The sequence below is a fragment of the Pseudomonas sp. SIMBA_041 genome (assembly GCF_046535095.1).
Lineage (GTDB): Bacteria > Pseudomonadota > Gammaproteobacteria > Pseudomonadales > Pseudomonadaceae > Aquipseudomonas > Aquipseudomonas mucoides.
On the sequence record NZ_JAWRXJ010000018.1, the window covers coordinates 18,361 to 45,034 of the forward strand.

20 protein-coding genes are annotated in these 26,674 nt (G+C 58.7%); 11 read left to right on the plus strand and 9 right to left on the minus strand.

Features of this window, described 5'->3' with window-relative positions:
- Positions 1-259 precede the first annotated feature (259 nt).
- The gene (locus tag SB725_RS29400) at positions 260-958 is read left to right on the plus strand and encodes a response regulator (RefSeq protein ID WP_027926039.1); all 699 of its coding nucleotides are present in this window, start codon (positions 260-262) and stop codon (positions 956-958) included.
- On the opposite strand, the gene SB725_RS29405 is transcribed toward SB725_RS29400, so the two are convergent.
- On the minus strand, positions 959-2,449 hold the full coding sequence (locus SB725_RS29405) for a sensor histidine kinase (protein WP_410922951.1): 1,491 nt from the start codon (positions 2,447-2,449) through the stop codon (positions 959-961).
- Between the two features lie 72 nt (positions 2,450-2,521).
- On the opposite strand from SB725_RS29405, the gene SB725_RS29410 reads away from it, so the two are divergent.
- Entirely contained in the window at positions 2,522-8,467 is a 5,946-nt protein-coding gene (locus SB725_RS29410) for a peroxidase family protein (RefSeq protein WP_410922952.1), read from the plus strand.
- A 71-nt stretch (positions 8,468-8,538) separates the two neighbouring features.
- Here the strand turns inward: SB725_RS29410 and SB725_RS29415 are convergent, their stop codons facing one another.
- From SB725_RS29415 to SB725_RS29435, 5 genes are all read right to left on the minus strand, one after another.
- Positions 8,539-9,240: a VIT family protein gene (locus SB725_RS29415; RefSeq protein ID WP_027926042.1), complete on the minus strand. Its 702-nt coding sequence runs from the start codon at positions 9,238-9,240 to the stop codon at positions 8,539-8,541.
- Between the two features lie 31 nt (positions 9,241-9,271).
- On the minus strand, positions 9,272-10,246 hold the full coding sequence (locus SB725_RS29420; protein ID WP_410922953.1) for an FAD:protein FMN transferase: 975 nt from the start codon (positions 10,244-10,246) through the stop codon (positions 9,272-9,274).
- Positions 10,230-12,410: a PepSY domain-containing protein gene (locus SB725_RS29425; protein ID WP_410922954.1), complete on the minus strand. Its 2,181-nt coding sequence runs from the start codon at positions 12,408-12,410 to the stop codon at positions 10,230-10,232. The genes SB725_RS29420 and SB725_RS29425 overlap by 17 nt, the downstream gene beginning before the upstream one ends.
- Positions 12,411-12,435: 25 nt before the next feature.
- A complete protein-coding gene (locus SB725_RS29430) occupies positions 12,436-12,906 on the minus strand; it encodes a DUF2271 domain-containing protein (protein WP_410922955.1) in 471 nt (156 codons plus the stop codon).
- A 92-nt stretch (positions 12,907-12,998) separates the two neighbouring features.
- Positions 12,999-13,322: a PepSY domain-containing protein gene (locus tag SB725_RS29435; protein ID WP_410922956.1), complete on the minus strand. Its 324-nt coding sequence runs from the start codon at positions 13,320-13,322 to the stop codon at positions 12,999-13,001.
- Positions 13,323-13,454: 132 nt separating this feature from the next.
- Between SB725_RS29435 and SB725_RS29440 the strand changes: the two genes are divergently transcribed.
- The 3 genes from SB725_RS29440 (at position 13,455) to SB725_RS29450 (ending at position 16,664) form a co-directional block, all read left to right on the plus strand.
- Entirely contained in the window at positions 13,455-14,114 is a 660-nt protein-coding gene (locus SB725_RS29440) for a response regulator transcription factor (RefSeq protein WP_027926047.1), read from the plus strand.
- On the plus strand, positions 14,111-15,454 hold the full coding sequence (locus SB725_RS29445; protein WP_410922957.1) for a sensor histidine kinase: 1,344 nt from the start codon (positions 14,111-14,113) through the stop codon (positions 15,452-15,454). The genes SB725_RS29440 and SB725_RS29445 overlap by 4 nt, the downstream gene beginning before the upstream one ends.
- A 562-nt stretch (positions 15,455-16,016) precedes the next feature.
- Positions 16,017-16,664 carry a hypothetical protein gene (locus SB725_RS29450; protein ID WP_059182750.1) on the plus strand — a complete coding sequence of 216 codons (648 nt, stop codon included), beginning with the start codon at positions 16,017-16,019 and terminating at the stop codon, positions 16,662-16,664.
- A gap of 39 nt (positions 16,665-16,703) precedes the next feature.
- Here the strand turns inward: SB725_RS29450 and SB725_RS29455 are convergent, their stop codons facing one another.
- Positions 16,704-17,450, minus strand: coding sequence for an SDR family oxidoreductase (locus tag SB725_RS29455; protein WP_194940247.1), 747 nt, complete (start codon positions 17,448-17,450; stop codon positions 16,704-16,706).
- Positions 17,451-17,657: 207 nt separating this feature from the next.
- Between SB725_RS29455 and SB725_RS29460 the strand changes: the two genes are divergently transcribed.
- Both SB725_RS29460 and SB725_RS29465 read left to right on the plus strand, forming a co-directional pair.
- Positions 17,658-18,227 (plus strand): YceI family protein, encoded by a 570-nt coding sequence (locus SB725_RS29460; RefSeq protein ID WP_027926051.1) that lies wholly within the window; start codon positions 17,658-17,660, stop codon positions 18,225-18,227.
- Between the two features lie 251 nt (positions 18,228-18,478).
- Complete coding sequence (locus SB725_RS29465) at positions 18,479-19,606, plus strand: diguanylate cyclase (RefSeq protein WP_410922958.1); 1,128 nt, start codon at positions 18,479-18,481, stop codon at positions 19,604-19,606.
- A 13-nt stretch (positions 19,607-19,619) separates the two neighbouring features.
- On the opposite strand, the gene SB725_RS29470 is transcribed toward SB725_RS29465, so the two are convergent.
- Positions 19,620-20,105 carry a DUF3592 domain-containing protein gene (locus SB725_RS29470; RefSeq protein ID WP_059182752.1) on the minus strand — a complete coding sequence of 162 codons (486 nt, stop codon included), beginning with the start codon at positions 20,103-20,105 and terminating at the stop codon, positions 19,620-19,622.
- A 378-nt stretch (positions 20,106-20,483) separates the two neighbouring features.
- On the opposite strand from SB725_RS29470, the gene SB725_RS29475 reads away from it, so the two are divergent.
- The 4 genes from SB725_RS29475 (at position 20,484) to SB725_RS29490 (ending at position 25,335) form a co-directional block, all read left to right on the plus strand.
- Entirely contained in the window at positions 20,484-21,335 is an 852-nt protein-coding gene (locus SB725_RS29475) for a hypothetical protein (protein ID WP_410922959.1), read from the plus strand.
- Between the two features lie 27 nt (positions 21,336-21,362).
- Entirely contained in the window at positions 21,363-23,264 is a 1,902-nt protein-coding gene (locus SB725_RS29480; RefSeq protein ID WP_410922960.1) for a hypothetical protein, read from the plus strand.
- A gap of 4 nt (positions 23,265-23,268) precedes the next feature.
- A complete protein-coding gene (locus SB725_RS29485; protein ID WP_410922961.1) occupies positions 23,269-24,702 on the plus strand; it encodes a hypothetical protein in 1,434 nt (477 codons plus the stop codon).
- A 66-nt stretch (positions 24,703-24,768) separates the two neighbouring features.
- Entirely contained in the window at positions 24,769-25,335 is a 567-nt protein-coding gene (locus tag SB725_RS29490; protein ID WP_410922962.1) for a M15 family metallopeptidase, read from the plus strand.
- 5 nt (positions 25,336-25,340) lie between these two features.
- On the opposite strand, the gene SB725_RS29495 is transcribed toward SB725_RS29490, so the two are convergent.
- Entirely contained in the window at positions 25,341-26,411 is a 1,071-nt protein-coding gene (locus SB725_RS29495) for a Gfo/Idh/MocA family protein (protein ID WP_410922964.1), read from the minus strand.
- Positions 26,412-26,674 lie beyond the last annotated feature (263 nt).

Here is a 26,674-nt window from a genome sequence, read left to right on the forward strand (position 1 = left end):
TCGGATGGAGGGCTGATCCGGGTTTTTTAGCAAAAAGTTTTTTTGACGTTTTTGACAGTCTTCAAAAACAATGAGTTGGCGTCTGATTTTTCAGAAGCTTATGACGAAGATTGCTTATTGACGGGCAAATTTCGTGCGACTTAAGTCTAATTTTTGCCCTCAAAGACCCCGGCATTTCCATCCGGAGCCCAGCGCCCGTTCGGGTTACCTGCTATTAATCAATGGGTGTTCGAATACTTGGCCCTTTCAGGAGCATGTCATGAACCCGTTCATTCGGATTGGCATCGTCGACGATCATCCGTTGTTGCGTGAAGGTGTTGCCAACACGTTGAGGAAGAGGGCGGATTTACAAGTCGTAGAGCAGGGTGCCAGCGCGGATGAAGCCCGGGGCATCGCGATGCGAACGAGGCCGGACGTGATGCTGATGGACGTCAATATGCCGGGCGACGTGTTTGGCTCCGTGCGGTTCATTTCTACGCAGCTGCCGGATGTGAAGGTGTTGATGCTGACAGTGTCCGAGTCAGAGGATGATGCTTATTCAGCACTCGAAGCGGGAGCTCGTGGCTATGTCTTGAAAGGGGTCAGCGGGCCAGACCTGGTGCTGGCGATCCGGTCGATTGCCCGGGGCGACACGTACATTACCCCCGAATTTGCCAATAAGCTGTTGAGCAATTTTAAAAAGCATGAGGCTGAAGTTCGCAAGATCGACCTGACCCATCGGGAAGAGCAGATCATCCGTGAAGTCTCAAAGGGCCTGACAAATAAGGAAGTGGCCTCAAAGCTGTTGATCAGCGAAAAAACCGTCAAGTACTACATGACCTGCGTGATGCAAAAGCTGCATGCCCGCAATCGTGTGGAAGCCGTCACGGCCTTGAGGCGCTATTGGGAACGAGAGAGTATTGGTCGACTTCATGTGACGTCAGCGACGTCGTCCCTGGACGCCCGAGGGGGCTCCTGACTACAGCTTGAATTGTGCGGTAACCGACGTGCCTTTGCCGGTTGCTGAGTCAATGCGGAACACGCCACCCAGCGATTCCACACGATAACGCAACCCCGCCAGCCCCAACCGCGTCCTGCCGTGGGTGTCGACCACCAGGGCATCGGCGTTCATGCCCGGGCCGTTATCGTTGATCGTGATGAGCAACATTCCGTCGACAAGGTTGGCGCTCAGAACCTGACCTTTGCCTGCGGCATGGCGGTACGCATTGTTCAGGGTTTCCTGCACGAAGCGATAGATGCACAGCTTGAGCGGCAACGGCACCCCATCGGGCAAGTGCCCCAGTTTCAATTTGACCTTGGTGCCGGTGCGCTGCTCATGTCGCTGGGCTACGAGTTTCAACTCCTCCAACAGCGTCAGATCGTTGATTTCCGGAAGGGCCAGCCCCCGGGAAAGATCGCGCACCTCCCTTAATGCATCGCTCGCCGCTCCCCGGATGGTTTCCATCGATTCCTGATCGACCTCCGTGCAATTTTCCGCAAGGTCGTCGAGGCGGATGAGAATCAGGGTCAACAGTTGCGCGGGGCCGTCGTGCAGGTCCGCACCGATGCGCCGCAGCGTCAGTTCGTTTATTCGTGAAAACTCCTGAGTCGCGTTGGTCATCTTGCGTTGCAACGCGGCATTGCTGATGTGCAACCGGTTTTGCTCCAGCAGTCGCAAGCGCAACGCCACTTGTTGACGCTGGATGATCTTGTCGCCACGCCGGACCAGAAAGAACAGCAGCGTCAGCATCGCCAGGGTCGCGGCACCGACCACCAGCCATACTTGCTGGCGGACGCGATTGATTTCCTCCTCCAGACTGGCCGCCATTTCATAGAACTCGCCCACCGCGATGATTTTCCCGGTAGTGAACTCCCGCAGCGGTGCATAAATTTCATAGAGCGGTACGTTCAGCTTTCGCTCGAACTCATTTTCTTCCTGATCCAGGTCCTCAAGGTCGGTGACCACGTTGCCCTTGATCGCACCGGCGATTTCATCCATCGGGAACTTGCGGTTGGTAATGGATTTATCGGTGCTGTAAGCCACCGTGCCGTCTGCCCGCCAGATCTTGATCGAGACAATGTGCCGTTTCAACGAACGGCTCTCCATGAGGCGATCCAGGGATTTTATGCTCGACGCCGACAGCCCGTTATCGCGGCTCATCTCCTGAACGTAGGGCTCCAGGAACGCTTCCATATAGTGGGCGCCGGCCTCCGCGGCGCTTTGCACGGCCGCGCGTTCTATGCGCGCACTGACCAGCTTGCCGACGAAAAACATGGTCAGCCCCAGGATCAGCGCGGCGGCGATGACGAATTGTGTAGAGCGACTCAGGTTGCGTGCGCGGGTCTTGAACCTGATGCGCCAGCGGGCCTTGTGGTCTTGCTCGCTGGCCGAGAGGGGCTCGACCAAAGTCTCAGTTTGATCACCGACAAAAGTCTCGTTTTTTGATTCGACTTTTGCATCTTTTGCCATCAGTCCGGTTCCCTGATCATCGTGATAAGTCGGTGAAAAACCCTGCTGTTCAATGGATATCTGGAGCTTGCCATGTATGAGCTAAAACGCTTCACCCTCAATCAAAACGATATTTCGTTTCTTGAACAGCAGGTTACGTTTCCGACCATTCATATCGTGGGTTACAACGCCGCCGGTGAACCGCTGTACGGTTACAACGGTTCGGACGGCAATGTCCATGTGCTGGGCATCCTCGGCAGTTTCAATCCGCTGGACATCCCGGCCGGCGAAACCCAGTGGTACAACGGCGCACGGGACCCGATCGGTTTGCGTGACGTCTCTGGTCACTTCAACAACCTGACGCAGGACGGACAGAGTTGGGGCAGTTTCGGGCAGAACTTCATCCGCCTGACCCACTCGGACTACACGCACTACGTTCATCAGAACCTGGATAACGCCGCGTTGGCAGGACCGGGCGTTCCGGCCGATGCCACGCCCCTGACTGACAATAGTTCACTGTATAGCGATCCGACAGCCTCGCTGGTGGACTACACACCACGGATGATCAGCCAGACCATTGTCAGCGGCGGGGTGACTTTTGCCACCGATGCCAATGGGCACATCCAGCACACCGCGAACGGTGTGGCGATCGTCACGGATCCGGGCATTCTCGGTACCATCGGCGAAGTCGATACCACCTCACCGGATTCCGGCCAGTACTACATTCGCAACCAGAACACCGTCAGCGGCGACCCGTCGACCACGGGCTGGTTCACCTTGTTCGGGCAGTTCTTCGACCACGGCCTGGACTTCATCAACAAGCCCAATCAAAACGCGACGATCACTATTCCGTTGGCGCCGGATGATCCGCTGTATGGCTCGATTGGCCCGGACGGGCAACCGGTTTACTCGATCAAAGTGCATCGGGCGACAGTCAGCGAAGTGGACGGCCAAGGCCAGGCGCAATACGTCAACCTCGACTCGCCGTACATCGATCAGAACCAGACTTACGGCTCTAACGATGCCGTGACTCAATTGCTGCGTCAGTGGGTAGCGGACCCTAATCACCCTGGCCAATTCATTGCCGGGGCGGCGTTGTTCGACGGCACGACCCTGAGTGATGAAGCCGCCTGGACCCTCAACGGTGTGCTGACCCACCAGACCCTGCCGACCCTGAGCGAGTTACGTGCTCATGTGCTGGCCACCGGTCGTGACGACCTGACCTGGGACGACATCGCCAACTTCCGCGTGCGCGATGCCCACGGCCATGTGCTGGACGCCGACCCGACCACGGCAGGCGTGCAAGCGGTGTACACCCGCGAAGCGATCCTGCTGGACATGAACCCGCACTTCGACGATCTGCATATCGATCAGGCGAAGTTGATGTCGCTGGATGCGCACATCACCAGCATCACATTCGATGCGAACAACCCGTTCGGGATGGTCATCAACTATGACAACTCGGGGCCGAAGAACCTGTTCAGCTTCGTCAACTTTTCTGACTTCTCCATCAGCGCCGCGCCCGGCAGTGCCGATTTTGCGGTGGCCAACGAGTTGCTGCTGGAGTCGGTGGGCGACCACTACATTGCCGGTGATGGCCGGGTGAACGAAAACTTCGGCCTGACCGCCATTCACCACGTCTTCCATGAAGACCACAACGTGCAGCTGATCAACCTGCAGAACGAGGTGCTGGCGCAGACCGACGTCACTGTGCGCCACAACTGGCAGGTACAGGTGAGTAACGGTAGCGGTGGTTTCTATACCGATGCCAATGGCAACTTCACCCTGGCCGATGGCGTCACGGTGTCCTGGGATCAGGACAAGTTGTTCTACGCCGCCAAGTTGACCGTGGAAATGGAATACCAACACGTCGCGATCGACCAGTACGCGCGGCTGATTACCCCGGACCTGCCGGAATTCGTAACCTACGACTCGGGCATCAACACCAACATCTCGCTGGAGTATGGCCAGGCAGCGTTCCGTTTCGGGCACTCGCAATTGCGTGAAACCATCGATGCCCTGGAAAAAAGCGCGAGCGGCGGCTACGACCTGACCGGCGCGATTACCCACTATGCGCTGGAGCAGGCCTTCCTCAACCCTGGCGGTTTCGCCGAAGTGGGGCCGACCGCTATCGCATTGGGCATGACTCGGCAGATCAGTAACGAAATCGATGAGTTCGTCACTCCGGCCTTGCAACAAGGCTTGCTGGGCCAGCCTTTGGACCTGGCAACGATCAACCTGGCCCGTGGTCGCGACTTGGGCCTGCCGACCCTGAACCAGGCGCGTCAGCAGATCCACGATGCGCTGATTGCCGAACGGGCCTCACCGGCCGGCGCGCAGCACCACACCAACCTGATCGTCGATGGCCTGACGCCCTATACCAGTTGGAGTGACTTCGCCAACAACATGATTCACCCCGAGTCCCTGGTGAATTTTATCGCCGCCTATTCCTTCGACGGCGACGTGGCGCATGCCCAGGCGATCATCGATGCCGATGTCTCCGGCGTTACCGCCACCTATGCCGGTGGCAGCGTCACGGCCGAAGAGGCGGCGTTATTCCTCTCCGGCGCAGCAGACGCCAACGGCAATCATGTGGCGGGCTATGACGGCTACAACGCGATTGACCTGTGGATCGGTGGCCTGGCGGAAAAACACGTCTACACCGGGCAACTGGGTACCACTTTCAACGCCATTTTCGAGGACCAGATGGAACGGTTGATGGACGGTGACCGTTTCTATTACCTGTTCCGCCTCGACCTCGGCTTGCCAGCGATGACCAACCTCAATGAGCAGGTGGTGACCGAGCAATTCAAGGACATCATTGAGCGCACCACCGATGCCCGGCACCTGGCCGGTGATGTCTTCGGCTATGCCGATAGCTACGTCGAATTGAGCTACACCGATTCTGGCGCCAGTGCCACGGCGTACAAGAGCGAGCACAAATACGGCACGCTGATCGCGGCCAACCATGTCGGTGTTTACTCCACCGGTGGCGCGGGCGGGATTGGCGGCAATGGCTTGCTGGTCAGCCTGACCAATCCGGAAACGCACACGGCACAAACGTATATCCGTGACTACCGTCCGGATCAGGGCGAGAACCCCGATGGCACTGCAGCCGTGGGTTACAACTCCCACGAAGTGCTGGTCGGCACCGACTACAACGATTGGCTCGATGCCGGGGACGGTGACGATACGATCTACGGTGAAGGCGGCGACGACATCCTGGATGGCAAGGCCGGTGCCGACCACATCTACGGTGGCGACGGCAACGACGTGATCTATGGCGGTGATATCGAAGACTTCCTCGATGGCGGGGAAGGGGATGACACCATCTATGCCGGGACCAGCGCCGGTGCCCTCGATGTGGTGATTGGCGGTAACGGCAATGACCATCTCTATGGTGAAGCCGGGATCGACGAGCTGTACGGTGGTGCCGGCAATGACTACATCGATGCCGGTGGCGACACCGACCTGGTGCATGGCGGTGACGGTAATGATGAGATTTATGGCGGCGACGGCCCGGACATTCTGTTCGGTGAGGACGGCGACGACATCATTTCCGGCGGCTCCACCGGCGACCAGGAGTTTGGTGGTGTCGGCGACGACATTCTGTTGCCGGGCCTGGGTGGCGCGCCCGGTCAGGGGGACGGTGATGAAGCCCTTGGCGATGTGGGCTTCGACATTGCGGCCTTCAGCGATGTGAACATTGCGCTGGACGCCGCAGCAGACCTCAACAATCAGAACATCGTAGCGGCACCGGGTACTTCCGTGCTGTTCCAGCCGTTCAACGCCTTGCTGACGGACATCGAAGGGTTGATCGGTTCACGCTTCAGTGACGCCCGTGCGAACACCGCCACGCCGGCCAATCCGCTGGCGGGCCTGATCGGCAATGCCACGGAGAACTGGCTGATTGGCGGCAGTGGTGACGATGTCTCCCAAGGCAACGGCGGCAATGACGTGATCGTCGGGGACTCGATCAAACTCGCTGATCTCAATCACCTGCTGGCCAGTCAAGGGTTTGCCGAGCACTTCACCGGCTTGCAATCGACCCGCCCCGACTTCGTCCTGGGCGATAACCACCAGGCCGCCGGCACTGCCGATGGCGCGGCGGATACAGCCATCTACTCGGGCAACTATGCCAATTACAGCATTACCAAGTTCACTGATACCCGGCCCGGCGGCGAGCTGATCACGGCGTTCAAAGTGGTGGACCTGCGGGTGGGCGCTGCGAACGCCGATGGCACCGATATTGTCATCGGCGTTGAAAAACTGCGCTTCGCCGACCGCACGATCAACCTGAGCATCACCAATCACCTGCCGACCGGCAACGTGGTGCTCTCGGGTTATGCCACCGCGCCGACCACGCCCAGCCGTCCGGTGCCGGCTCAATACCGGCTGACCGCCAATACGTCGGCCATCCAGGATGCGGACGGCTTGCCTGGGCCGAGCGGGTTCTCCTATCAGTGGCAGGCACTGGTGGGCGCGACCTGGATTAGTATCGCCGGGGCGAATGCGTCGACTTTTGCGCCTACCTCGGCGCAGTTCGGCCAGCAATTGCGGGTGATCACCACTTACACCGACAATAACGGCACGGTGGAACAACTGACGTCCGACCCTTCGGAAGCGGTAGGGCGCTTCATCGAAGGCACCAACTTCTTTGGCAACACGCTCAATGGCACCAACTATCAGGACATCCTGATGGGCTACTCGGGCAATGACGTCCTCAATGGCGGGCTGGGTTCCGACTTGCTGGACGGCGGCACCGGTAACGACACGATGCGCGGCAACGCCGGCAATGACATCTATATGGTCGATGCCAATGGCGATGTGGTTCAGGAAAACCTCAACGAAGGCACCGACACGGTCATGTCCTCGGTCAGCTACACCCTCGGTGCCAACGTCGAGAACCTGACCTTGCTGGGCTCGAACAACATCAACGGCACCGGCAACGCGCTGGACAACGTGATCCATGGCAACAGCGGCAACAACCAGCTCAGCGGCCTGGCCGGTAACGACACGGTCTTTGGTGAGGCAGGCAACGACACGATGCTGGCGTCGCTGAACGACGGCAACGACCACTATGACGGTGGCACCGGCACTGACACCTACGATTTGTCGGCGACATCGGCGCCCGCCACGGTCGATTTGATCGCCGGTACGTCAACCAGCACCCAGACTGGCAACGACTCCCTGACCGGCATCGAAAACGTCACCGGCAGTTCGGGCGACGATCACATTCAGGGCGACGGCGTCAGCAACGTGTTGCAAGGCCAGGGCGGCAATGACTGGATGGACGGTGGCAGCGGTGACGATACGTTGATTGGCGGGCAAGGCGCGGACAACCTGTTCGGTGGCCTTGGCAATGACACCTTCCGGGCGTCGGTCAACGATGGCAATGACAGCTACGACGGCGGTGGCGACACCGATACCTATGACTTGTCAGGGACCTCGGCCAGCGCCACGGTCAACCTGTCTACCGGCCTGGCCAGCAGTTCGCAAACCGGTAGCGACACCTTGACCGGTGTCGAGAATGTCATCGGCAGCTCGGGTGCCAATACCCTGACCGGCGACAACGCCAATAACGCCCTGACCGGGCAGGGCGGTATCGACACCTTGAGTGGTGGCGGTGGCGCCGACACGCTGACCGGCAATGGCAACCGCGATACATTGACCGGCGGTGCAGGGGCGGACATGTTTGTGTTCTCCTCGACTAGCGACTCGGGTACTTCAACCACAAGCCGCGACGTCATCACCGACTTTACGCAGGGCTCCGACCACATCGATCTGACCTCGATCGATGCCCGGACCTCCGGCGCAGGTTCGGCGGGTAATCAGGACTTCACCTTCCTCGGCGAGTGGAACGGCGCCGGCACCGAGTTCAGCAACCAGGCGCAGTTGAAGTACCACTTCGTCAATGTCGGCGGGGTCGATCACACGTATGTGGAGGGCAATGTGAACAGCGGCAATGGCGCCGATTTCCAAATTGATCTGGTCGGGCATGTGGCCCTTACTGCGAGTGATTTTGTCGGCGTGGCATAGGTTGGCAGCGTATGAAGGGCGCCCGTTTTAATTAACAGGCGCCCTTTGTTTTTTGTGCGCAGGAGCGTGAATTAGACGACGGCGCCAAACAGGTGCCCCACCAGTGCCGTAATGCCCATGGCCAGTGCCCCCCAGAATGTCACTCGCCAGGCTCCGGTCAGGACATTAGCGCCGCCGGCCTTGGCGGCGATGGCGCCCAGCGTCCCGAGAAACACCAACGACATGCCCGATATCCACGGCACCACGTTGTGCTCCGGCGCGACAAACGTGACCGCCAACGGTAATGCGGCACCCACCACGAAGCTGGCGGCTGAGGCCAGGGCGGCTTGCAAGGGTTTGGCGGTGAGGGTGGCGCTGATGCCCAATTCGTCCCGAGCGTGAGAGCCCAGTGCGTCATGGGCCATTAATTGATCGGCCACCTGATGCGCCAACTCGGGGGAGACACCACGGTGCATGTAGATGTTGGCGAGTTCGATGTGTTCGGCTTTCGGATCGCTGGCTAACTCGGCCTGTTCGCGGGACAAGTCGGCGCGCTCGGTATCGGCCTGGGAGTGTACGGAGATGTATTCGCCAGCGGCCATGGACATGGCGCCGGCCATCAGCCCCGCCATGCCCGTGACCAGCAACGTGGCGTGGCTGGCGTTGGCGGCTGCAACGCCGATCAGCAGGCTGGCGGTGGAGACAATCCCGTCATTGGCCCCAAGGACGGCGGCGCGCAGCCAGCCGATACGATCGCTTCGGTGTGCCTCGGTGTGCCTGTGCATGAATTTCATGGTTGATCGCGACTCACTGTCATTGGGCGGTTCACATCGGACGGGTTTCAATCTGCGCCTGCAATTGGCCGCCGACAATGGATATTTCCTTGAACTGTTGGCCGTCGCGCAGCACGAACAGTGCGTCCATCCCGCGTTCCTGTGCCAGACGTGGGCCCTCGGTTTCGCCCAGCACCATCAACGCCGTGGCCCAGGCATCGGCGAGCATGCAGGAGGACGCCACCACGGTGACGGCGGCAAGCGGGTTGCACAGTGGCGCGCCGGTGGCCGGGTTCATGGTATGGGCATAGGCTTGGCCGGCCACATCGACCCAGTGTCGATAGTCCCCTGAGGTCGCGATAGCGGCATCACCCAGTTCCATCACGCCCATGACTTCACGCACGCCCCAGCGGGGCTTTTCCAGGGCCACGGCCCAGCACTGGCCATCCGGTTTGACACCCCGGGCGCGCATCTCGCCATCGATACCGACCAGGTAGCGGGTGATGCCCAATCCGTCCAGGCAACGGGCCAGTTCATCCACGCCAAACCCTTTGGCAATGCCATTCAAATCTAGCTGCAGTGGTGCGCGTTTGCGCACTTGATTGCGTTGCGTATCTATCACCAGCGCAGCGCTGGCTGACAGGCGTGCGTGGGACGACGTGGTGAGCGCCTGCTCTGTGATCGTCTGTTCTGCGGGGCCGAACCCCCAGGCGTCAACCAGATCACCGACCGCGATGTCGAAGGCACCGCCCGATTGCTGACTGACGCGCAGTGCCGCAGACAGCACCGTCGCCAGTTCTTCAGGCACTGAGACCCATTGCTGCTCTGGGGCGGCGTTGAGGCGATTGAGGTCAGAGCCGGGTTTCCAGGTGGACATTTGCTGATCCACCCGGGCCACGGCGCGTGCCAGGTTGTGGCCGACGGCGTCGGTATCAATCCCGGCAGCGGCATAGAACAGGGCGGTGTAGCGGGTGCCCATGGTTTCGCCGTTGAGGTTGTAGCGTTGCAACTCAGTAGACGTCTTCACGGTAGCGTCCTTGTGCCTTGAGGGTCAGCACGCTCAGGTTCAGAGGGGCCAACACTTCATCGAGGGCCTGCATCACGCCTTTGGCCATCTCGCGCCTGCCACACACCAGCACCTGGGCGCCTTTTTCAATCAGTCGGCGCAAGGCGAGGGCATCACTGATCAGCCGGTCTTGCACGTAGCTGCGGTCCTGAACTTGAGAGAAGGCGGCACGCAATGCCGTGAGGCGTCGGTCCGACAAGTATTGATTAAGCTGCGGTTCATAAAGGAAATCCGAGGCCGGGTTGCGTCCACCCCAATACAAGTGCATCGGGTGTCGAGCCGTGTTGTTGCGGATAAAACCCGCCAGTGGACCAATGCCGGTACCGGCACCGATCAGGATTACCGGATGCGTGCCTGACGCCGGGCGAAATTGCGGGTTGGGCTGGATAAACGCTTCGATTGGCCCGCCGATGTCCAGGCCATGGAGAAATTCCGAGCACACGCCACCGTTGTGTTTGCGTACACAGATTTCCAACACGCCGTCCTGGGAGCCGCTGGCCAGCGAGTAGAAGCGGGGGATCGGGCTGCCCGGGGGCAAAATCCCGACCAGGTCACCGGCCAGAAAGTCCGGCAGCTTGCCGGGTGCCTTGAAGCGCAAGACGTGGGTCGGTGCGTTCACCTGCTCACCGTAGACAATGCGCTCCGTCAGCTGCAATGGATAGGTCTGTGGCCGCTGCGGGGTATGGACCAGTGTCAGGTCATGCTGGAGCACTTCACCCAACGCATGGCCCCAGCGCGCAAACTCCTGGGAGGACTGGCGGTTGACGGTTTCCAGCCCCAGTAATGGCGAACCACCGGCCTGCAACATCGCGTCCTGCACCTGATGGGCGTACTGACAGAACTGCGGAAACTGCCGATCACCAAAGCCCAGCACGGCAAAGGGCAGGCCGGGCTTGAGGCCGGTTTTCGCCAGTCGTTCCAGGAACTGCGAAGCCGAGGCTGGCGCGTCACCGTCACCGTGGGTCGCGGTGAGGATGAACACGCGCTGAGCGTTGCTGTAGTGGTTGGCGTATTGATTCATTGTCGCGCTATGCACCCGGTGTCCCGCCAGGTGCAAAGCATCATGCAGGGTTTTTGCAAAGCCCCAGGTACTGTTGTTTTCACTGCCCACCAGAATCACGCAGTCGGCAATGTGGGCCGGGCTGTTGTGGCGCAGGGTCGGGCTCGCCTTGCGGCGGCGCCACCACAACACAATGCCGGTCACGCTCATCAACGGTACGCAGAGGGCGCAGAGCCCTAGCGGCAAGCCCAGCCACCAGAGGCCTTCACCGGTGTGCAATTGATAGATCAATTCGTAGAGGTTGTGCATCGAGTCGTGGGCCTGATAGGACAGCAACGCGCCGCTGGCCTGGTCCACGTAGCCGTCGCCCTGGGCCGTGCGCAGGGAAAATACGTCCTGCGCATTATTGGGGCTGGGGTAGACCAGTTCGCGCAGATCATTGAGGTCGGTGGCCTGCAAGGCTTGCAGCTTTGCCACCGGCAAGGCCGGACCGGCACTGACGTGGGCGGGGAAGGCGGGTTCACTCTGACTGCCGTCGGCGATAAAGCCAAAGGTGGTGGCGGACATGTAGAGCCCGCTCAATGCCGACAGCAGCAGCCCCAGCAAGGCCAGTCGCCCGACTTCAGCGTGCCAGCGCTGGCTGAAAGTGCCCCGCAATGGCCGCAGCAGGTTGCGCCAGCCACCCAGGCGCCGGACCAGCAACAGCGCGCCGGACACCGACAACATCAGCATGAACAGCGCGCCGACACCCGACACGCCATGGCCCGGCGTGCCAAGGAACATCGAGCGGTGCAGTTCTTTCACCCAGCGCGAGAACGCGGATGGCTCGTAGGGCGCGAGGCCTTGGCCGGTCATTGGGTCGACCTTTTCTGCGCCAGCCTGACCGTTGTGGTTGTAGTAGACGATGACCGTCCCGGACGCTGTGCGCTGGATCTGCTCTACGCCCGGAAAGTGGCTGGCAACGCGCCCGGCCAGTTGGCCGACGTTAAGTTGTCCGGCAGGCGTGGACGTGCTGTGCAAGCGTTCCAGCGCCGGGTCGACAGACAGGATCGCGCCGCTGATGGCCAACAACATGACCAGCAGGGCGGCGATCAGGCCAGGAAGGGAATGGAACTGACGAAGCATGTTCAGCCTCCAGAGATGGCGGGTGCTACAGATCGTAAGTAAAGGAGTCGACGTAGGCACTGCCGGTCGCCGGCTTGCCTGAGCCTTTGGAGGTCAGGGGAACGCTGACATCGGCGCGGGCGTCGCGTTTGTCCTCGACGGCACTGTCGATGCGAATCTGGTACCCGGCATCAATCAGGGTGTCTGCCAGTTCGACGCTGACTTTGAGCGTGCGCCCGCTGCCGACACTGGCGCCGCTGACCCCGTCAAACTCGCTCGGGTTCATCCCGCTGCCACGGGCCCAGTCGCCCAGGTGCTTGTAGTACTTGACCTTCTTGCCGGCCACCCACAGGGTTTTCTGGTATTGGCCATTGGCGTCAGTCACGTAGATCGCCAGGTAGGCATCATTGCCGCTGTAGTCTTTGAGCTGAGTGGTCAAGGTCACTTCACGGGCCTGGGCCAGACCCGGCAAGGCAATGGCGCTGGCGAGGCAGGTGGCTGCGATGATCTTTTTCATGAGGGTGTCCTTTTGATCGTTAGGTCGAGAGACTGGACCTGCTGGCTGACAGCAACCTGAAGCGCAGGAAAAATTCATCGACAGGTGAGGCGTCATTCGGTGAGCGGGCTGCCGAGGTAGTCCCTGGCATCGCCGTCGTCGCGGAAATGAATCTCAAGTGTGTGCAGGCGCAGCGAGGCCGGTGAGTAGCTGGCTTCGATGCCATTGCCTTTGCGGTCCAGGCCCTTGAGCTCGTAACAACCGTCGTCGACCTTGATGCGCTGCACGCTCCAGCCGTATTGCAGCTCGACCTGCTGACGCAAAGTCTCGCGTGGTTGCCAGTCGCTCACCGGGTCGCTGCAATCGTCATCGGCCAGGGCATAACCGCTGAGCAGCAGGCTCAACAGCGCGGCATGGGCAATAAAACCTGTTTTCATGATCTGTCTCCTGCCGAGGTCGGCGTCTGTGGCATACCCTAAGGTGCATTCCTGACAACCAGCTGAATCTTCAGATTGACGTCAGGTAAGGCAACTAAGGTGTTGCACGACAACCATCACGGGGGGTACCAGATGCGGGTTTTATTGGTCGAGGACGCACCAGGGTTGGGGGAGGCGGTGCGCGAGCAGATCGCCGATGACGGCCACGCCGTTGATTGGGTGCAGCGCCTGGACCATGCGCGCAACAGCGTACGCACCACGCCTTACGACCTGATCCTGCTTGACCTGATGCTGCCGGATGGGCGCGGGCTGGATTTTTTGCGTCAGCAACGCTCGGCAGGGGACGTGACCCCGGTGATCATTCTGACCGCTCAGGATCAGATCTCCGATCGTATCGCCGGCCTCAATGCCGGGGCCGATGATTACCTGGTCAAACCGTTCGACCTGTTTGAGCTCTCGGCCCGTGTGGCTGCGGTGGCCCGACGTTACAGCGGCAACCCAAATCCACAGATCAGGCTCGGTGATTTGCAGGTCGACATGAACGCCCGCACCGTGCAGCGTGCCGGCACTACCGTGGACCTGACGGCGCGAGAGTGGGCGCTGTTCGAAGCGTTTGTGCAGCGCCCCAGCGCGCTGTTGTCCAAGTCGCAGCTGGAAGAACGGCTGTATGCCTTCGGTGCTGAAATCGAAAGCAATACCATCGAGGTCTATATCAGCCGGCTGCGTAAAAAGCTGGGTCGGGATCTGATCGAAACCGTGCGCGGCATGGGCTACCGGTTGATGGCCGTATGAAGCCTTCTGTGAGCCTGCAAAAACGTCTCGGCCTGGGGTTGACCCTGGGCATGACCTTGCTCTGGCTGGGCGCAACCGTCGGCGCCTGGCTGGTGGTGCAACATGAGTTGGACGAGGCATTCGACAGCGCACTGGAAGAAACCGCGCAACGCATCTTGCCGTTGGCCGTGCTGGAAATCAGCAACCGGGAGGAACCCCGAGAGGCACAGCATGTTGCGACGTTGAAAATGCACAAGGAATACCTGACGTACCTGGTGCGCGATGCCAGTGGCAAGATCCTGATGCAGTCCCACGACGCCAACCCGAAGATCTTCAATCAACAACCGTCCGAAGGTTTTTCTACCTCTGAGAAGTACCGCTTGTATGGCGCCAGTGCATTGCGCGGGACGCTGTTCATTGAAGTCGCCGAGCCGTTGAATCATCGCCGTGAAGCCGCGCGGGAAGCCTTGTTTGCCTTGTTGCTGCCACTGTTGGCGCTGATTCCCGTCAGCCTGTTGGGCACCTGGCTGTTTGTGCGGATCAGCCTGCGTAGCGTGTTGGCGTATCGACGTGCGGTCGAGGCGCGTGGTGTGGGTGATCTGTCACCGATCCAGGTGGCCCGCCTGCCGGCAGAAATCGATCCGTTGGCTGAGGCGGTCAATCACCTGCTGGAGCGCTTGCGCAATGCCCTCGAAGCCGAGCGCAGCTTTACCGCCAACAGCGCTCATGAGTTGCGTACACCATTGGCCGCGACCTTGGCGCAGATCCAGCGCTTGCACCAGGAGGCGCCTGAAGGCCCTTTGCGAGTGCGTGCGGCGAAGATCGAAAACGCCTTGCGCGAGCTGGCGCGGCTGTCGGAAAAGCTCATGCAACTGGCGAAGGCCGAGGGCGGTGGGCTGCTGTCCGAAACGCCTCAGGACCTGATTCCGTTGTTGGCCCATAGCGTCGATGAGTGGAACCAGCGCAGCGGCCAGCGCATCGAGTTGCAACTGCCACACCAGGCCAGCGTGTACTCAAACATTGACCCGGACGCCTTTGGCATCTTGTTGCGTAACCTGATTGAGAACGCTCTGAAGTATGGCGAGACCGCGCAACCGATCGAAGTCAGCCTCACCGACCAGGCCCAACTGCGGATAGTCAATGGCGGGCCGGTGGTGCCGGCGCCAGTGTTGCAGCACCTGACCGAGCGCTTTGTACGCGGTCACAGTGAGATCAGCGGTTCAGGATTGGGCCTGGCGATTGCCAAAACGATTGTGCAGGGGGTTAACGCGAGAATGAAATTGAGCTCCCCTGCAACAGGTCGGCAAGAGGGTTTCGAAGTGTGCGTCTGGCTCCCGCTCGCGTCGGCGATCGACGGTTGAGGCGGGGCTGGCGGGAGCCCGAGTTTCAGACGTGAAAAAGTATGACTGTTTTAGTCGTGCATGGGGGTAAATGCGAGCGGGTCTCTATTGCACTTTTCGTGAGTAACGCAACAACTAATGGATCCAATGAAAGAGCCTGAGACTGATCTAATTTAAAGCGGGCCAGTTAGTGCGCGGCTTTCGGAGAAGTTGTCGATTTGTGGTCAGATTCGATGAGTTTCGCTGAAGTAACCGTTTGTCGGTAGTTTGCTTGAGAAATGAACATTCGAGACGTAACACCCTCTGATACTTCAGCACGTCACCATGACCTGCTCCAGCAGTCGTAGAAAAGAAGTGGAAAACGAACCTCATATGCAGTGACTGCAAATGGGGATTTTTTTATCTGAAATTCAGGAGGCAGTAAACAAGTCGGTCATTGGTTTGCCAAGTGAATCAATGGGCTACGCAGTGTCAGGTCTGCGATTTGGCATCTCTTATAAAAGTAAGATCGCACGGGGGTTTGAAGAGTTAAATACCCTGTTAGTTGCCGATCTGTACTATCGAACAAGGTGGAGAAAGTACCGTGGCGATAAATACAATTATGAGCCTGCTCGAGAATAAAGAGTGTATGGAGTTTTTGCGGTTGGGCGTTATTTACGTTCATTTAGTGGCTTGTTGTGTGGCCATTGGTTTGGTGTTGACCAGTGATATTGCAATGGTTAAAGATTTGTTGAATCGGAAAACATTCACTGAACACGATCATGCTCATATGGAAAGTCTGCAGAAGTCTGTGATCGTTGCTTTGATAGCCTTGTGGGTGACGGGCGCCGCGGTCATCGGTATTGATTACCTGGAAAAAGGCATGAACTACTTCATGAACCCCAAACTTCAAGCCAAAGTGATCATTGTCCTGCTGCTGACCTACAACGGCATCTTGTTGCATCGCCTGGTATTGCCCGCGCTGCAAAAGGCAGGCTCCTTGCTCGATCTCGGATTCAGCGCACGGATGCTCGCGCTGTTCTGCGGCTCGCTGTCGGCCGTGTCCTGGATGTATGCGGCCATGCTGGGCGTCGGTCGCCCGTTGGCCTGGAAATACTCCCTGTCCGAACTGTTGATGGCGTATCCGGTGCTGATTGCGCTGGGTTTCCTGAGCATGCTGGTGTTGACTCAGCGAGTGAAAAAACAGGACTACGCCGTTATTTCCCCGCGGACGGTGGCGAGCCAATGTTAGGCCCGTTGAGCGTTTAAGTTTTCCTGGTCAAACAGTGGTCTAGTGGGCCTTGAGCCAGTCCTGAAACCGCGTCGCGCCAATGATCGGTTTGGCGCCCGGTGTCAGTGACTGGTCATTGATCGGCGCACCAAAGTAGGGAACCGAGTCGTCCGCCACGGTTTGGCGCGGGTCTTGGGTGTGCTTGAGGTAATCGCTGGCGAACTCGACGAGCGGCCGGTTATCAGGTCCGGCCACTTCGACGGTCTGATTGACCGGCGCTTTCAGCGCAATATCGGTCAGCGCTGTCGCGACATCGTCCGAGGCCACCGGTTGCAACGCGGCAGACGTCAGGTGAATAGTGTCGCCTTCCTCACGTCCGGAGTGAGCGATGGCGTGGATAAACTCAAAGAATTGGGTGGCCCGCAGAATGGTGTAGGGAATACCCGACGTCTTGATCAGCGCTTCCTGCGCCATTTTTGCCCGGAAGTAACCGCTGTCGAGCATCCGCTCGGTGCCGACGACAGACAGGGCTACATGGTGTTTGACCCCGTCGAGCTTCTCCGCCGCGAACAGGTTGTGCCCGGCGGTTTCGAAGAAGTGCAATGCGGCGTGGTCTTCAAATGAGGGTGAGTTCGCCACGTCGACCACCACGTCAGCGCCTTGGAGTGCCTCTTTGAGGCCTTCTCCGCTGATCACATTGACGCCGGTGCTCGGTGATGCAGCAAAGGCTTCATGGCCCAGTTCCTGCAAGTTTTTGCAGACCTTGCTGCCGATCAACCCGGTACCTCCGATGACGACGACTTTCATGACCCGTCTCCCGAAGCGGTGAGTGCAACGGGTATTAAACACCCGCCAAGGTGGCAATATCGGGCGCTGCCCGGGAGTGGCCGACAGGTGGTCGAAAGTCCTGCTGTCAGTGGAAGAAACGCGAGTTATTTGCTTTAGTCGTCCTATCGCCCGTCCGCGTGTGTGGGCAGTTCGCTTCATAACGGGAGCCCTCTATCGGAGAATCCCATGAGTGTTCGATTCTCGTGGCTCGCAGTGCTGGCCGCCATGCTGACTGTTGGCTGCTTGCCCTGCGCGCAAGCGGTGCAATACAAACAAGTCAATCAAGCCGCGAGCAAGATCTCCTTCACGTACAACCAATTCACCTCGCAGGTGTACGGCACGTTTGGCGTGTTCGAAGCCAAGCTGGATTTCGACACGGCCAACCCTGCGGCAGCCCAGGCATCGCTCACCATCCAGCTCGACAGCATCGATGCCGGCAGCAGTGACGCCAACACGGAACTGCAAAAACCCGCCTGGTTCAATTCGGCAGATTATCCTGTGGCGACCTTTGAATCGACCGATGTGAAGGCGCTTGGCGACAACAAATACACAATCATCGGCAAACTGACGCTCAGGGGGGTTACCCGTGATGTAGCGGTTCCGGTCCTGCTAAAAGCCGAGGACACCATCGGCATCTTCGACGGCGAGTTAACGCTCAAACGCAGCGATTTCAAGATCGGCGAAGGTGAATATGCCGATACCGTGGTTTCCGACGACATCAATATCCGCTTCAAGATGGTGGCGCCGCAGCAGTAACGCAGCGGTGCCTTTGTAGCAGTTGGCGAAGCCTGCGTCCGGCTGCGAAGCAGTCGTAAATTCAGCACACGCGGATTTCCTGAAACACCGCATCGTCTAATCTCATGACTGCTGCGCAGCCGGGGGCAGGCTTCGCCAGCTGCTACAAAGTACGGAGGGTCTTAAGTTCGGCGTGGGATTCATTTGTTTGTCTAGGTGGCAGGGTGCCACAATCGCTTTTTTTGTCGCAGCATCATGATTAGGCGGATCACATGGATGGCCCAGGATTTCGGCACCATCAGGAGACTTTCATCGCGGCGCAAGTGCGCGGTGACCGATTGCGACAGCTGTTCAACCAATCCGTGTCCGCGGTGTTCGGCAGTTACCTGGCCGCGCTTATGCTGTGCAGGCTGTGCTGGGAGCGCATGGATCACAACGTGATGATCGGCTGGATTGGCCTGCTGAGCGCCTCCTCGTTACTGCGCATCCTGATGTTTGTGGTCTATTTTCGCAGCCCGGACAGTGAGCGCACGCCGCAACGCTGGGAGCGGATCTATTGGGTGACGCTGGTGTTGTCTGCCGGTATCTGGGGCGCTGGCGCTTTAGCCGTCATGCCGTCAGACGACCTGTTGGCCCAGGCACTGGTCATGCTGTTTGCCGTCGGCATGTCGGTCAGTGCCGTGTCGTGTTACTCGTCCTACCGGTACATGACACTGGTGTCGATTGGCCTGGTGTTGTTGCCGTGTACCACCTGGCTGGTGTTTCAGCCGACGACATTGCAAGTCGGTATGGCCCTGGCCGTCGTGGTGTTTGCTTCATTTGTTGCCAGAGCCACCCGCAAACTGTCCGAAGCGCTGGAAACTGCTTTTCGCCTGACCCGTGAAATGGAACTGGCGCACCGCATCGCCACGCATGCTGCGCAAACCGATGAACTCACGGGGCTGAAGAACCGCCGGGCTTTTTTTGAGCATGCGCAGCAGTTGTTCAACAACTGCCAATACCATCGGTTGCCGCTGTGCGCGGTCATGCTCGATATGGATCACTTCAAGCACATCAATGACACTTACGGCCATCAGGTTGGCGATCAGGTATTGCGCCAGATGGGAGTGGTCATCAGCACCTGTTTTCGTGAAACGGACGTCTACGGCCGGCTGGGTGGCGAGGAATTCGCCATCCTGCTGCCGGACACGTCCATTGAGGTCGCCCTCGAAATTGCCGAGCACCTGATCCAGTCCATCGGTGGGTTGATGACCGGCCCGGTTTATCGCATTTCGGCCAGCCTTGGCGTCGCCGCAATGGAGATGCAGGACCCTGATCTGCAAAGTCTGATGAATAATGCGGACAAGGCGCTTTATCGGGCCAAGGCGCGTGGGCGCAACCAGGTGGCGGTTTCAGAGTAAAGGCGGGGAAGGGTTAATAGAACCGGTCTTCCTCTTTCATCGCATAAATCCGGCCCAGTGTCCTGGCCGATATCCCCAGGAACAACAACGTCAGCAATACCCCACCCATCATGATGTAAAACCCCGGACGGTTGCCGTTCAGCTCGCGGGCGATGCTGCTTTGCGCCGGTAGCCAGCGGGAGTAGAGCAGGGGAATGCTGCCGCCGGTTTCATAGGCGGTTTTTGTTGCATAACGTTCGTCGACGTATTGGTTGTCGTGCACTTGGCCGTCGAGATCGGTGTAGCGGTAATGGATCACTTTGCCGTCGCGGTTCATCAGGATGTCATCGAGTTGCGTCACTGTCCCCGTCGTTTCGACAGGGCCCAGCTGGATCGCGGCATAGCGGATGCCCTCGTGCCGGGCCATGCCGGCCAGGATCAGCACCACACAGCAGGCAACGGTGAGCAGGATCACCCGGTTGAACAGGTGATCTTTTTCAGCTTCGCGGGGGTAATACATCTCACGGTCCTTCGTTGGTAAGTTCACATGAAGAATCGGCGACGAAGAGAATTACTTTAGAAGTGTTTGAAATTCCAGCAGTGGAAAGCAATCAGCTTTTCTTTCGTTACGCACACAGTTGCTTGCTGCGATCTTTAAATGACAGACACAAAACTTGAAGTTGTTCGGGGCGTGTCCTCGGAATAACCGCAGTAGCGGAAAGGTATTAAGTGTAATTTAAAGTTTGTTGCGTTGCCGCTGCGGTCAACTACGCTGCAAACGAAAGGTTGCGCGCTGCTGCATCAACAAAACAAGTTTGCGTATCAGTAATTTAACAACTTGTTGGATGGTTGTTTCAGCGGGTTAACAGCTGGTACGCGAATGGCCCCAGGAGGATGTATGCGCAACTTTCGTCGTGTGCTCTGGTTGTTGGCTATCTTGCTGATTTATCTTCCTGTTTCTCCGGTATCGGTTCAGGCAGCAGATTCGGTTACGCAGGCTGTTGCGGATCCCGCTGCGGAGCCACCTCCTTCTGAACAGCCTGCAAGTACCGATCATGTGGCTGTCGTCGGTGATCTTGACGCGTCGGCGTCGACGCTTTTGAAACTGTTCGTACTGGCAACGTTGTTGGAATCGGCGATGGCGATTGTTTTCAACTGGCGTCCGTTTCTGATTCTGTTCGACGGTCGCGGGATGAAAACTCCGTGCATGTTGTTCATGGCATTGTTGGTGGTTTGTTGGTTCAACGTCAACGTTGTGCAGACGCTGGCAGCGCAATACAAATTTCCCGCTATTGCACCCAAGGACCTGTGGTTCGCCAATTTGCTGACCGCGATGGTGATTGCCGGCGGCAGTGCCGGCGTCAACAAACTGCTGGTCACGTTGGGCTACAGAAGTGTGCTCACGGCGGAAAACATCAAGCCTCGACCTGCGCCGACACAGGCCTGGATATCCGTCACCTGGTTAAAGGTTGCGGCGAATCCGGGCGTCAGCGCGGTGAGGGTAGAGATCATGACGGCCGGTGTGTTTAACGTGGTCGGGCAACTGAATCGTCCCTCGAACAGAACCCCCCTGAGGTATCTGTTCTTTCGCGACTTCGGCCGCTTTCCCCATTCGGGTGGTTGGGATGTCGCCGTCGGCGTGCCGCTAAGCATCCGTCTGGTGGACGTGGGCAACCCGGCGAATTGTAGTGAGGTGTGGAGCGGCACGCTGCTGGCTGGTGCGATGGTCGATATCGAATTGCACCTTTGATGGTTAACCCGCGCACAGGGGATGCAGATGAACAACTACCCACCACCGCCCATGCGCAAACTACGGGTCTACGCGTTCGATCCGCAGGCCTCCACGCAGTTGGAAACGGCGCGTATCAGTCACGCAACCATCCAGATTCCGTGGGAGGAACGCTGGGAAGCGAAAATGCAGCCCGGCCCGGTCAATGAGTACTTCGAGGTCATCGATATTGATCCAGGCAGCGCTCAGTTTTACGACCCGGTGGATCTCGACGACCGTCATCTGCTGGCGCAGGACGGCTTGACGCCTTCTGAAGGAGACCCGCGCTTTCATCAGCAGATGGTGTTTGCCGTTGCGATGAAAACCGTAAAGCTGTTCGAGCGTGCGCTGGGCCGCAAGGTGTATTGGTGCCCGCAGTGGGATGAACAGTCCAACACCTACAAGGAGGTTCGCAAGCTGCGCATTTATCCTCATGGGTTACGTGAGGCCAATGCCTATTACAGCAAAGACAAAAAGGCTTTGCTGTTCGGTTACTTCAAGGCGTCCATGAGCGATCCCGGCGCCAACCTGCCAGGCAGTTGGGTATTCACGGCGTTGTCCCACGACATCATTGCCCACGAAACCACCCACGCCATTCTCGATGGTTTGCACCGTCGCTACAGCGAGTCGACAAGCTCGGACAGCCTGGCCTTTCATGAAGCCTTTGCCGACATCGTGGCGCTGATGATGCATTTCACCTTGCCGGAGGCTGTGTCGATGTATGTGGCCGGCAATGGCGGCAGCCTCAATCAGCGCTCCTGGCTGAGTGGCCTGGCGCGGCAATTCGGGGAGGCAACGGGCCGGTATGCCGCATTGCGCGAGGCCATCGACGACAAGGACAGCCAGCAATTGCCCGACCCGACCTTGCTGTCCAAAGTAGGCGAGCCACACCAGCGCGGTGCAATCCTGGTCGCTGCGGTGTTCGATGCGTTTGTCAGCATCTACGAGCAGCGCTCTGCCGATCTCTTACGTCTGGCCGACAATGGAGAAGGCGCGCGCAATCGCCTGCCACCGGAGTTGGTCCAGCGCTTGACCCGAGAAGCGATCAAGTCGGCGGATCATGTCTTGCGCATGTGCATTCGCGCGCTGGACTACTTGCCACCGGTGGATGTGCGCTTCGGCGAGTTCTTGCGGGCAATCATCACGGCGGACACCGACCTGATCCCGGACGACCCCATGCAATATCGCCTGGCAATGATTCAGGCATTCCGGCGTCGCGGCATCCTGCCCGCTAACTGCTTGTCGTTGGCACCCGACAGTCTGTTATGGGAAGCGGCGGCAGTCGATCTGGTGGCCAAGGATCTGCTTAAGGCACCCAAAGGTACGCCAACGCTGGATATCACCCCGCAATATCAGCGGCACAAGGGCTTTCGCCAGTCCGAGCGAAATCGCAGGATTGTCTGGCACTGGATCATGAAGGTTTGCGGTTCGAACTCTGGATGGGCAGATGCCCTGGGGGTCATTTTCAATACCGACCGGACGCCCGGATACATCGCCGGCAGCCTCTTTCCACGATTCAACGGAATCGAGCCGGCAGTCGAGGTGCACTCGGTGCGCACTTGCCGTCGAGCAGGTCCCGATGGTCAGGATCTGCGTCAGTTGGTGATCGAGGTCACGCAAAAGCGGCAAGGATTCCTGGATAAACACAAACAGGCTATCCAGGATCAACAGGACATGGTGGGGCCGACACCACCCTTGACCAGTGACTTTCTTTTCCGGGGGGGTGCGACGCTGATCATCGATCTGCGTGATCGAAAAGTCCGTTATGTGATTCGTAAGCGCATTGATGATGAGGAGCGACTGGCGTTCCAGCGTGATTTTCTCGGGGTGGGCACCGACAGTCTGGCGCTGACATACCGGGACGCACACGCCAACGACAACCCGTTTGCCATGATGCATCGTGGAGTCTGACGGCATGACGACGAGCACTCTGCACGGCACGGTATCGGTGCGCATGTATCGCGGCATCCTGGGTGACTGTTTTTTGTTGCGCCAGGAAGTGGAGAACAAAGAGGTCAAGCACATCCTGATTGACTGCGGGGTATTGCAGGGCGTTACGGGTGCGAAAGTCCTGATGAAAAATATTGTCGCAGATCTTCTGGCAACCACGGGCGGCAAGCTGGATTTGCTGGTTGTCACTCACGAGCATCACGATCACCTGTCCGGTTTTCTCTACGAACAGGACACCTTCAAGAATAAGTTCGACATTCGAGAGTTTTGGCTCGCCTGGACCGAGAGCCCGACCGACCCTCGGGCCATTGAGTTGCGCCAGCGTTTTGATAAGACCAGGAATGCGCTGTCTGCCTTGGTCTCCAACCCGAAAATGGCCGGGCTTGCGATAGGGGAAAAACCGGACATTCACATCAAGACAGTATTTGGTCTCAGTGAGTTTATGGGCATGAAAGACGGCGCTCGTCCGACCGGTGCCAGCACGCTGGATATGCTCAAGGAAAAGGCCACGCCTGCACGAACCCGCTACTTGGAACCGGGCGATGTTGCCCGGCCGCAAGGGATCGAGGGGCTCAAAGCCTACGTGCTGGGACCGCCCAAAAGAGAAGACCGGTTGCGCAAGGACACACCCTCGCCAGGGGCGGACAAGGAGGTGTACCTGACCCGTCAGGAAGACGCACACGCCGTAGAAATTCAGGTCGGTCACCTCAACGGAAAAGCTGTCGACAAGGTGGATCTTCCCTTCGCACTGCCACATCAGCGTGCGCTGGAGACGATCGAAAAACGACCGCCGAAAGAACGCACATTGACCCTGGAGTTGTACTTCGACCCCGCCGCGCAATGGCGACAAATCGATGACGAGTGGTATTCGTCTGCCGAGACGCTGGCGCTGAAAATGGACTCCGACACCAACAACACCAGCCTGGTGCTGGCGTTTGAACTGGCGGATGAGCAAATTCTGTTGTTTCCCGGTGACGCTCAAGTGGGCAATTGGCTGTCGTGGACTGACCAGACTTATCCGCGCTCGCCTGTCCCGGCAGGCGAGCGTGCGCTCACCGTCGATGAAATCCTCGCACGCGTCACGCTGTACAAGGTCGGCCACCATTGCAGCCACAACGCGACACTGCGTCAGTTGGGGTTGCAGAAAATGACCGACCCAAGGTTGGTCGCGATGATTCCCCTGGTCACTAAAGTCGCTGAGGGTAACGACTGGAACATGCCTTATCCGGACCTTTACAGCGCTCTGAACACCAGCACCAAAAACCGGGTGCTGATCGGCGACAGTGACATTGCCACCGAAACCGCAACATTCATGAGAATACCGACCGCGGCCAAAAATCCGGCGGTACTGGCCTACCATCCAACGGGCTTGTGGGTGGAGGTCAAGATTACCTTTTGACCAAGTCCGGACCTGAAATGCCTACTTAACCGTGATCCGGCCAGTGGCCGTGAATGTGAGGCTGATATGGACTACCTGGAACTGATTGCACTTCCCCCCAAAGATACGTTCAACAAAGGACTGACATCCCCCAGAAATGCCGACATGCTTGGGTTTTTCGGGCATCCCGTGGTGGGTGGTCAATATGACCCCAAGGGAAAATGCAAGGCGCCGGACAATCCTGATTTCAAGAAGAGGCTTGAAACCCGCAATGTAGGACCGTTAAAAGTCACAGGACTCAAGCCCGCCCTGGACTCACTGGTGAGCATTTTTTCGCGGGTAAACCTTGAAGTCCCGGACCTCTATGCGATTTTGAAAACACAGGGAATGCTGTGTTCCAGATACACCAAAATCAATGGAAGAATCGGCCCTTCGATCTCGAACCATTCGTGGGGGACGGCACTCGATGTGCAACTTGAATCGGACCTCGACCCCCAGGGGGATGGCAAGATTCAGCGCGGTTTGTTGATCCTTTCCACTTACTTCAACTCAGCAGGTTGGTACTGGGGCGCTGCTTTTCCAGTCGAGGACGGGATGCATTTTGAGGTCTCGAAGGGGCTGCTCGCCAATTGGAAGAAGGCCGGTTTGATCTGAGTCTTTTACTTGGCCGCATCCAACAACCGATGCAAACGCACCGCCTCTTCAAACGTCGCCGCACCATGGCTGCCGTCGACCACGTCTTGCGCATACACGTAATACAGCTCAGCCAGTTCCAGCACCGCCGAAGGCAATGTCGACTCGGGCAGACGCTGATAGCTGGCAGGCAGTGGCAGTGCTTCCAGTGCCAGATTGTCGCCGTGGGCACCTTCGATCACGTAATCATCGCCGACCTCGCCAAATGCCGAACGGTTGGTGATTTTCAGGTCGCCCTGGTCGCCGGTGATGTCGATCTGCACGCCTGAGCCGTTGCGTTTGCCGCCTTCGATGTGGATCGAAATCACGCCGCCGTCTTCAAGCATGCCGCTGAGTACGAGCTGATCGGGGGCGGTGCTGTCCAGCACTTCGCCGGTTTCCTTGATGGTCACTTTCGGGAACTGATTGACCATCAACCCTGAGACGCTCACGGGCCAACCGGTGGCGGTGAAGAGCATGTCGAGGAAGTGTCCGGCGTAGATGGCGATGACGCTGGAGAAGTTTTCCTCGGGGGCGGTCCAGCGCAGGGCGTTGGGGCGCAGGGCCTGGAAGTAATTCATGCTGACGTGCATGCGCACGGAGCGCACCTTGCCGACGAAGCCTTGCTGCAGCAGGTCTTGCAGGTAGCGATTGTGCGGTGCGTGGCGGCGTTGCAGGCCGACGATGTGGCGCACGCCGGCATCCTTGGCCAGGTGCAGCAGTTGTTCGGAGTCTGCGGTGGTGATGGTCAGCGGCCATTCGCAGTAGACGTCTTTGCCGGCGGCGATGGCGGCACGCACGGTTTTTTCGTGTTGCGGGGCGGTGTTGAGTACCACGACCAGATCGACTTCAGGGTTGTTGACCAGCGCGTCGACGGAGTCCGCCACTTGCGTGATGTCATATTCACCGGCTGCCGCTTCGGCACGTTCGCGGTGTTCGCTGTACACCGCTTGCAGGTGATATTGCGGCAGCAGATTAAGCACGCGCAGATGGCCGTGGCGAGCCCAGTTGCCAACGCCGATGATGCCGACGCGAATAGGGGAGTGTGCAGGTGTCATGGGAAGGTCCTCGTAGGGTTTGGCTGACGAGGTGAAGTCTAGGGAGCGGAGCCCCGCGGAAAAACCGGCCAAAGGGCCGAACACTGCGGACAGGAAAGGCGCTAATGGCGGCACGCCTGTTCGATTGCGGAACGATTGATCCGCAGTGATCGGAGCTGCGCACTGTTTTTCCGCAGGGCTCGGATACCTAGCATGGCGCCACTCATTCCTGTGGAGCTTTGCCATGAACGATCTGTCTGCATCACCGGCCACCGCTGCGCACG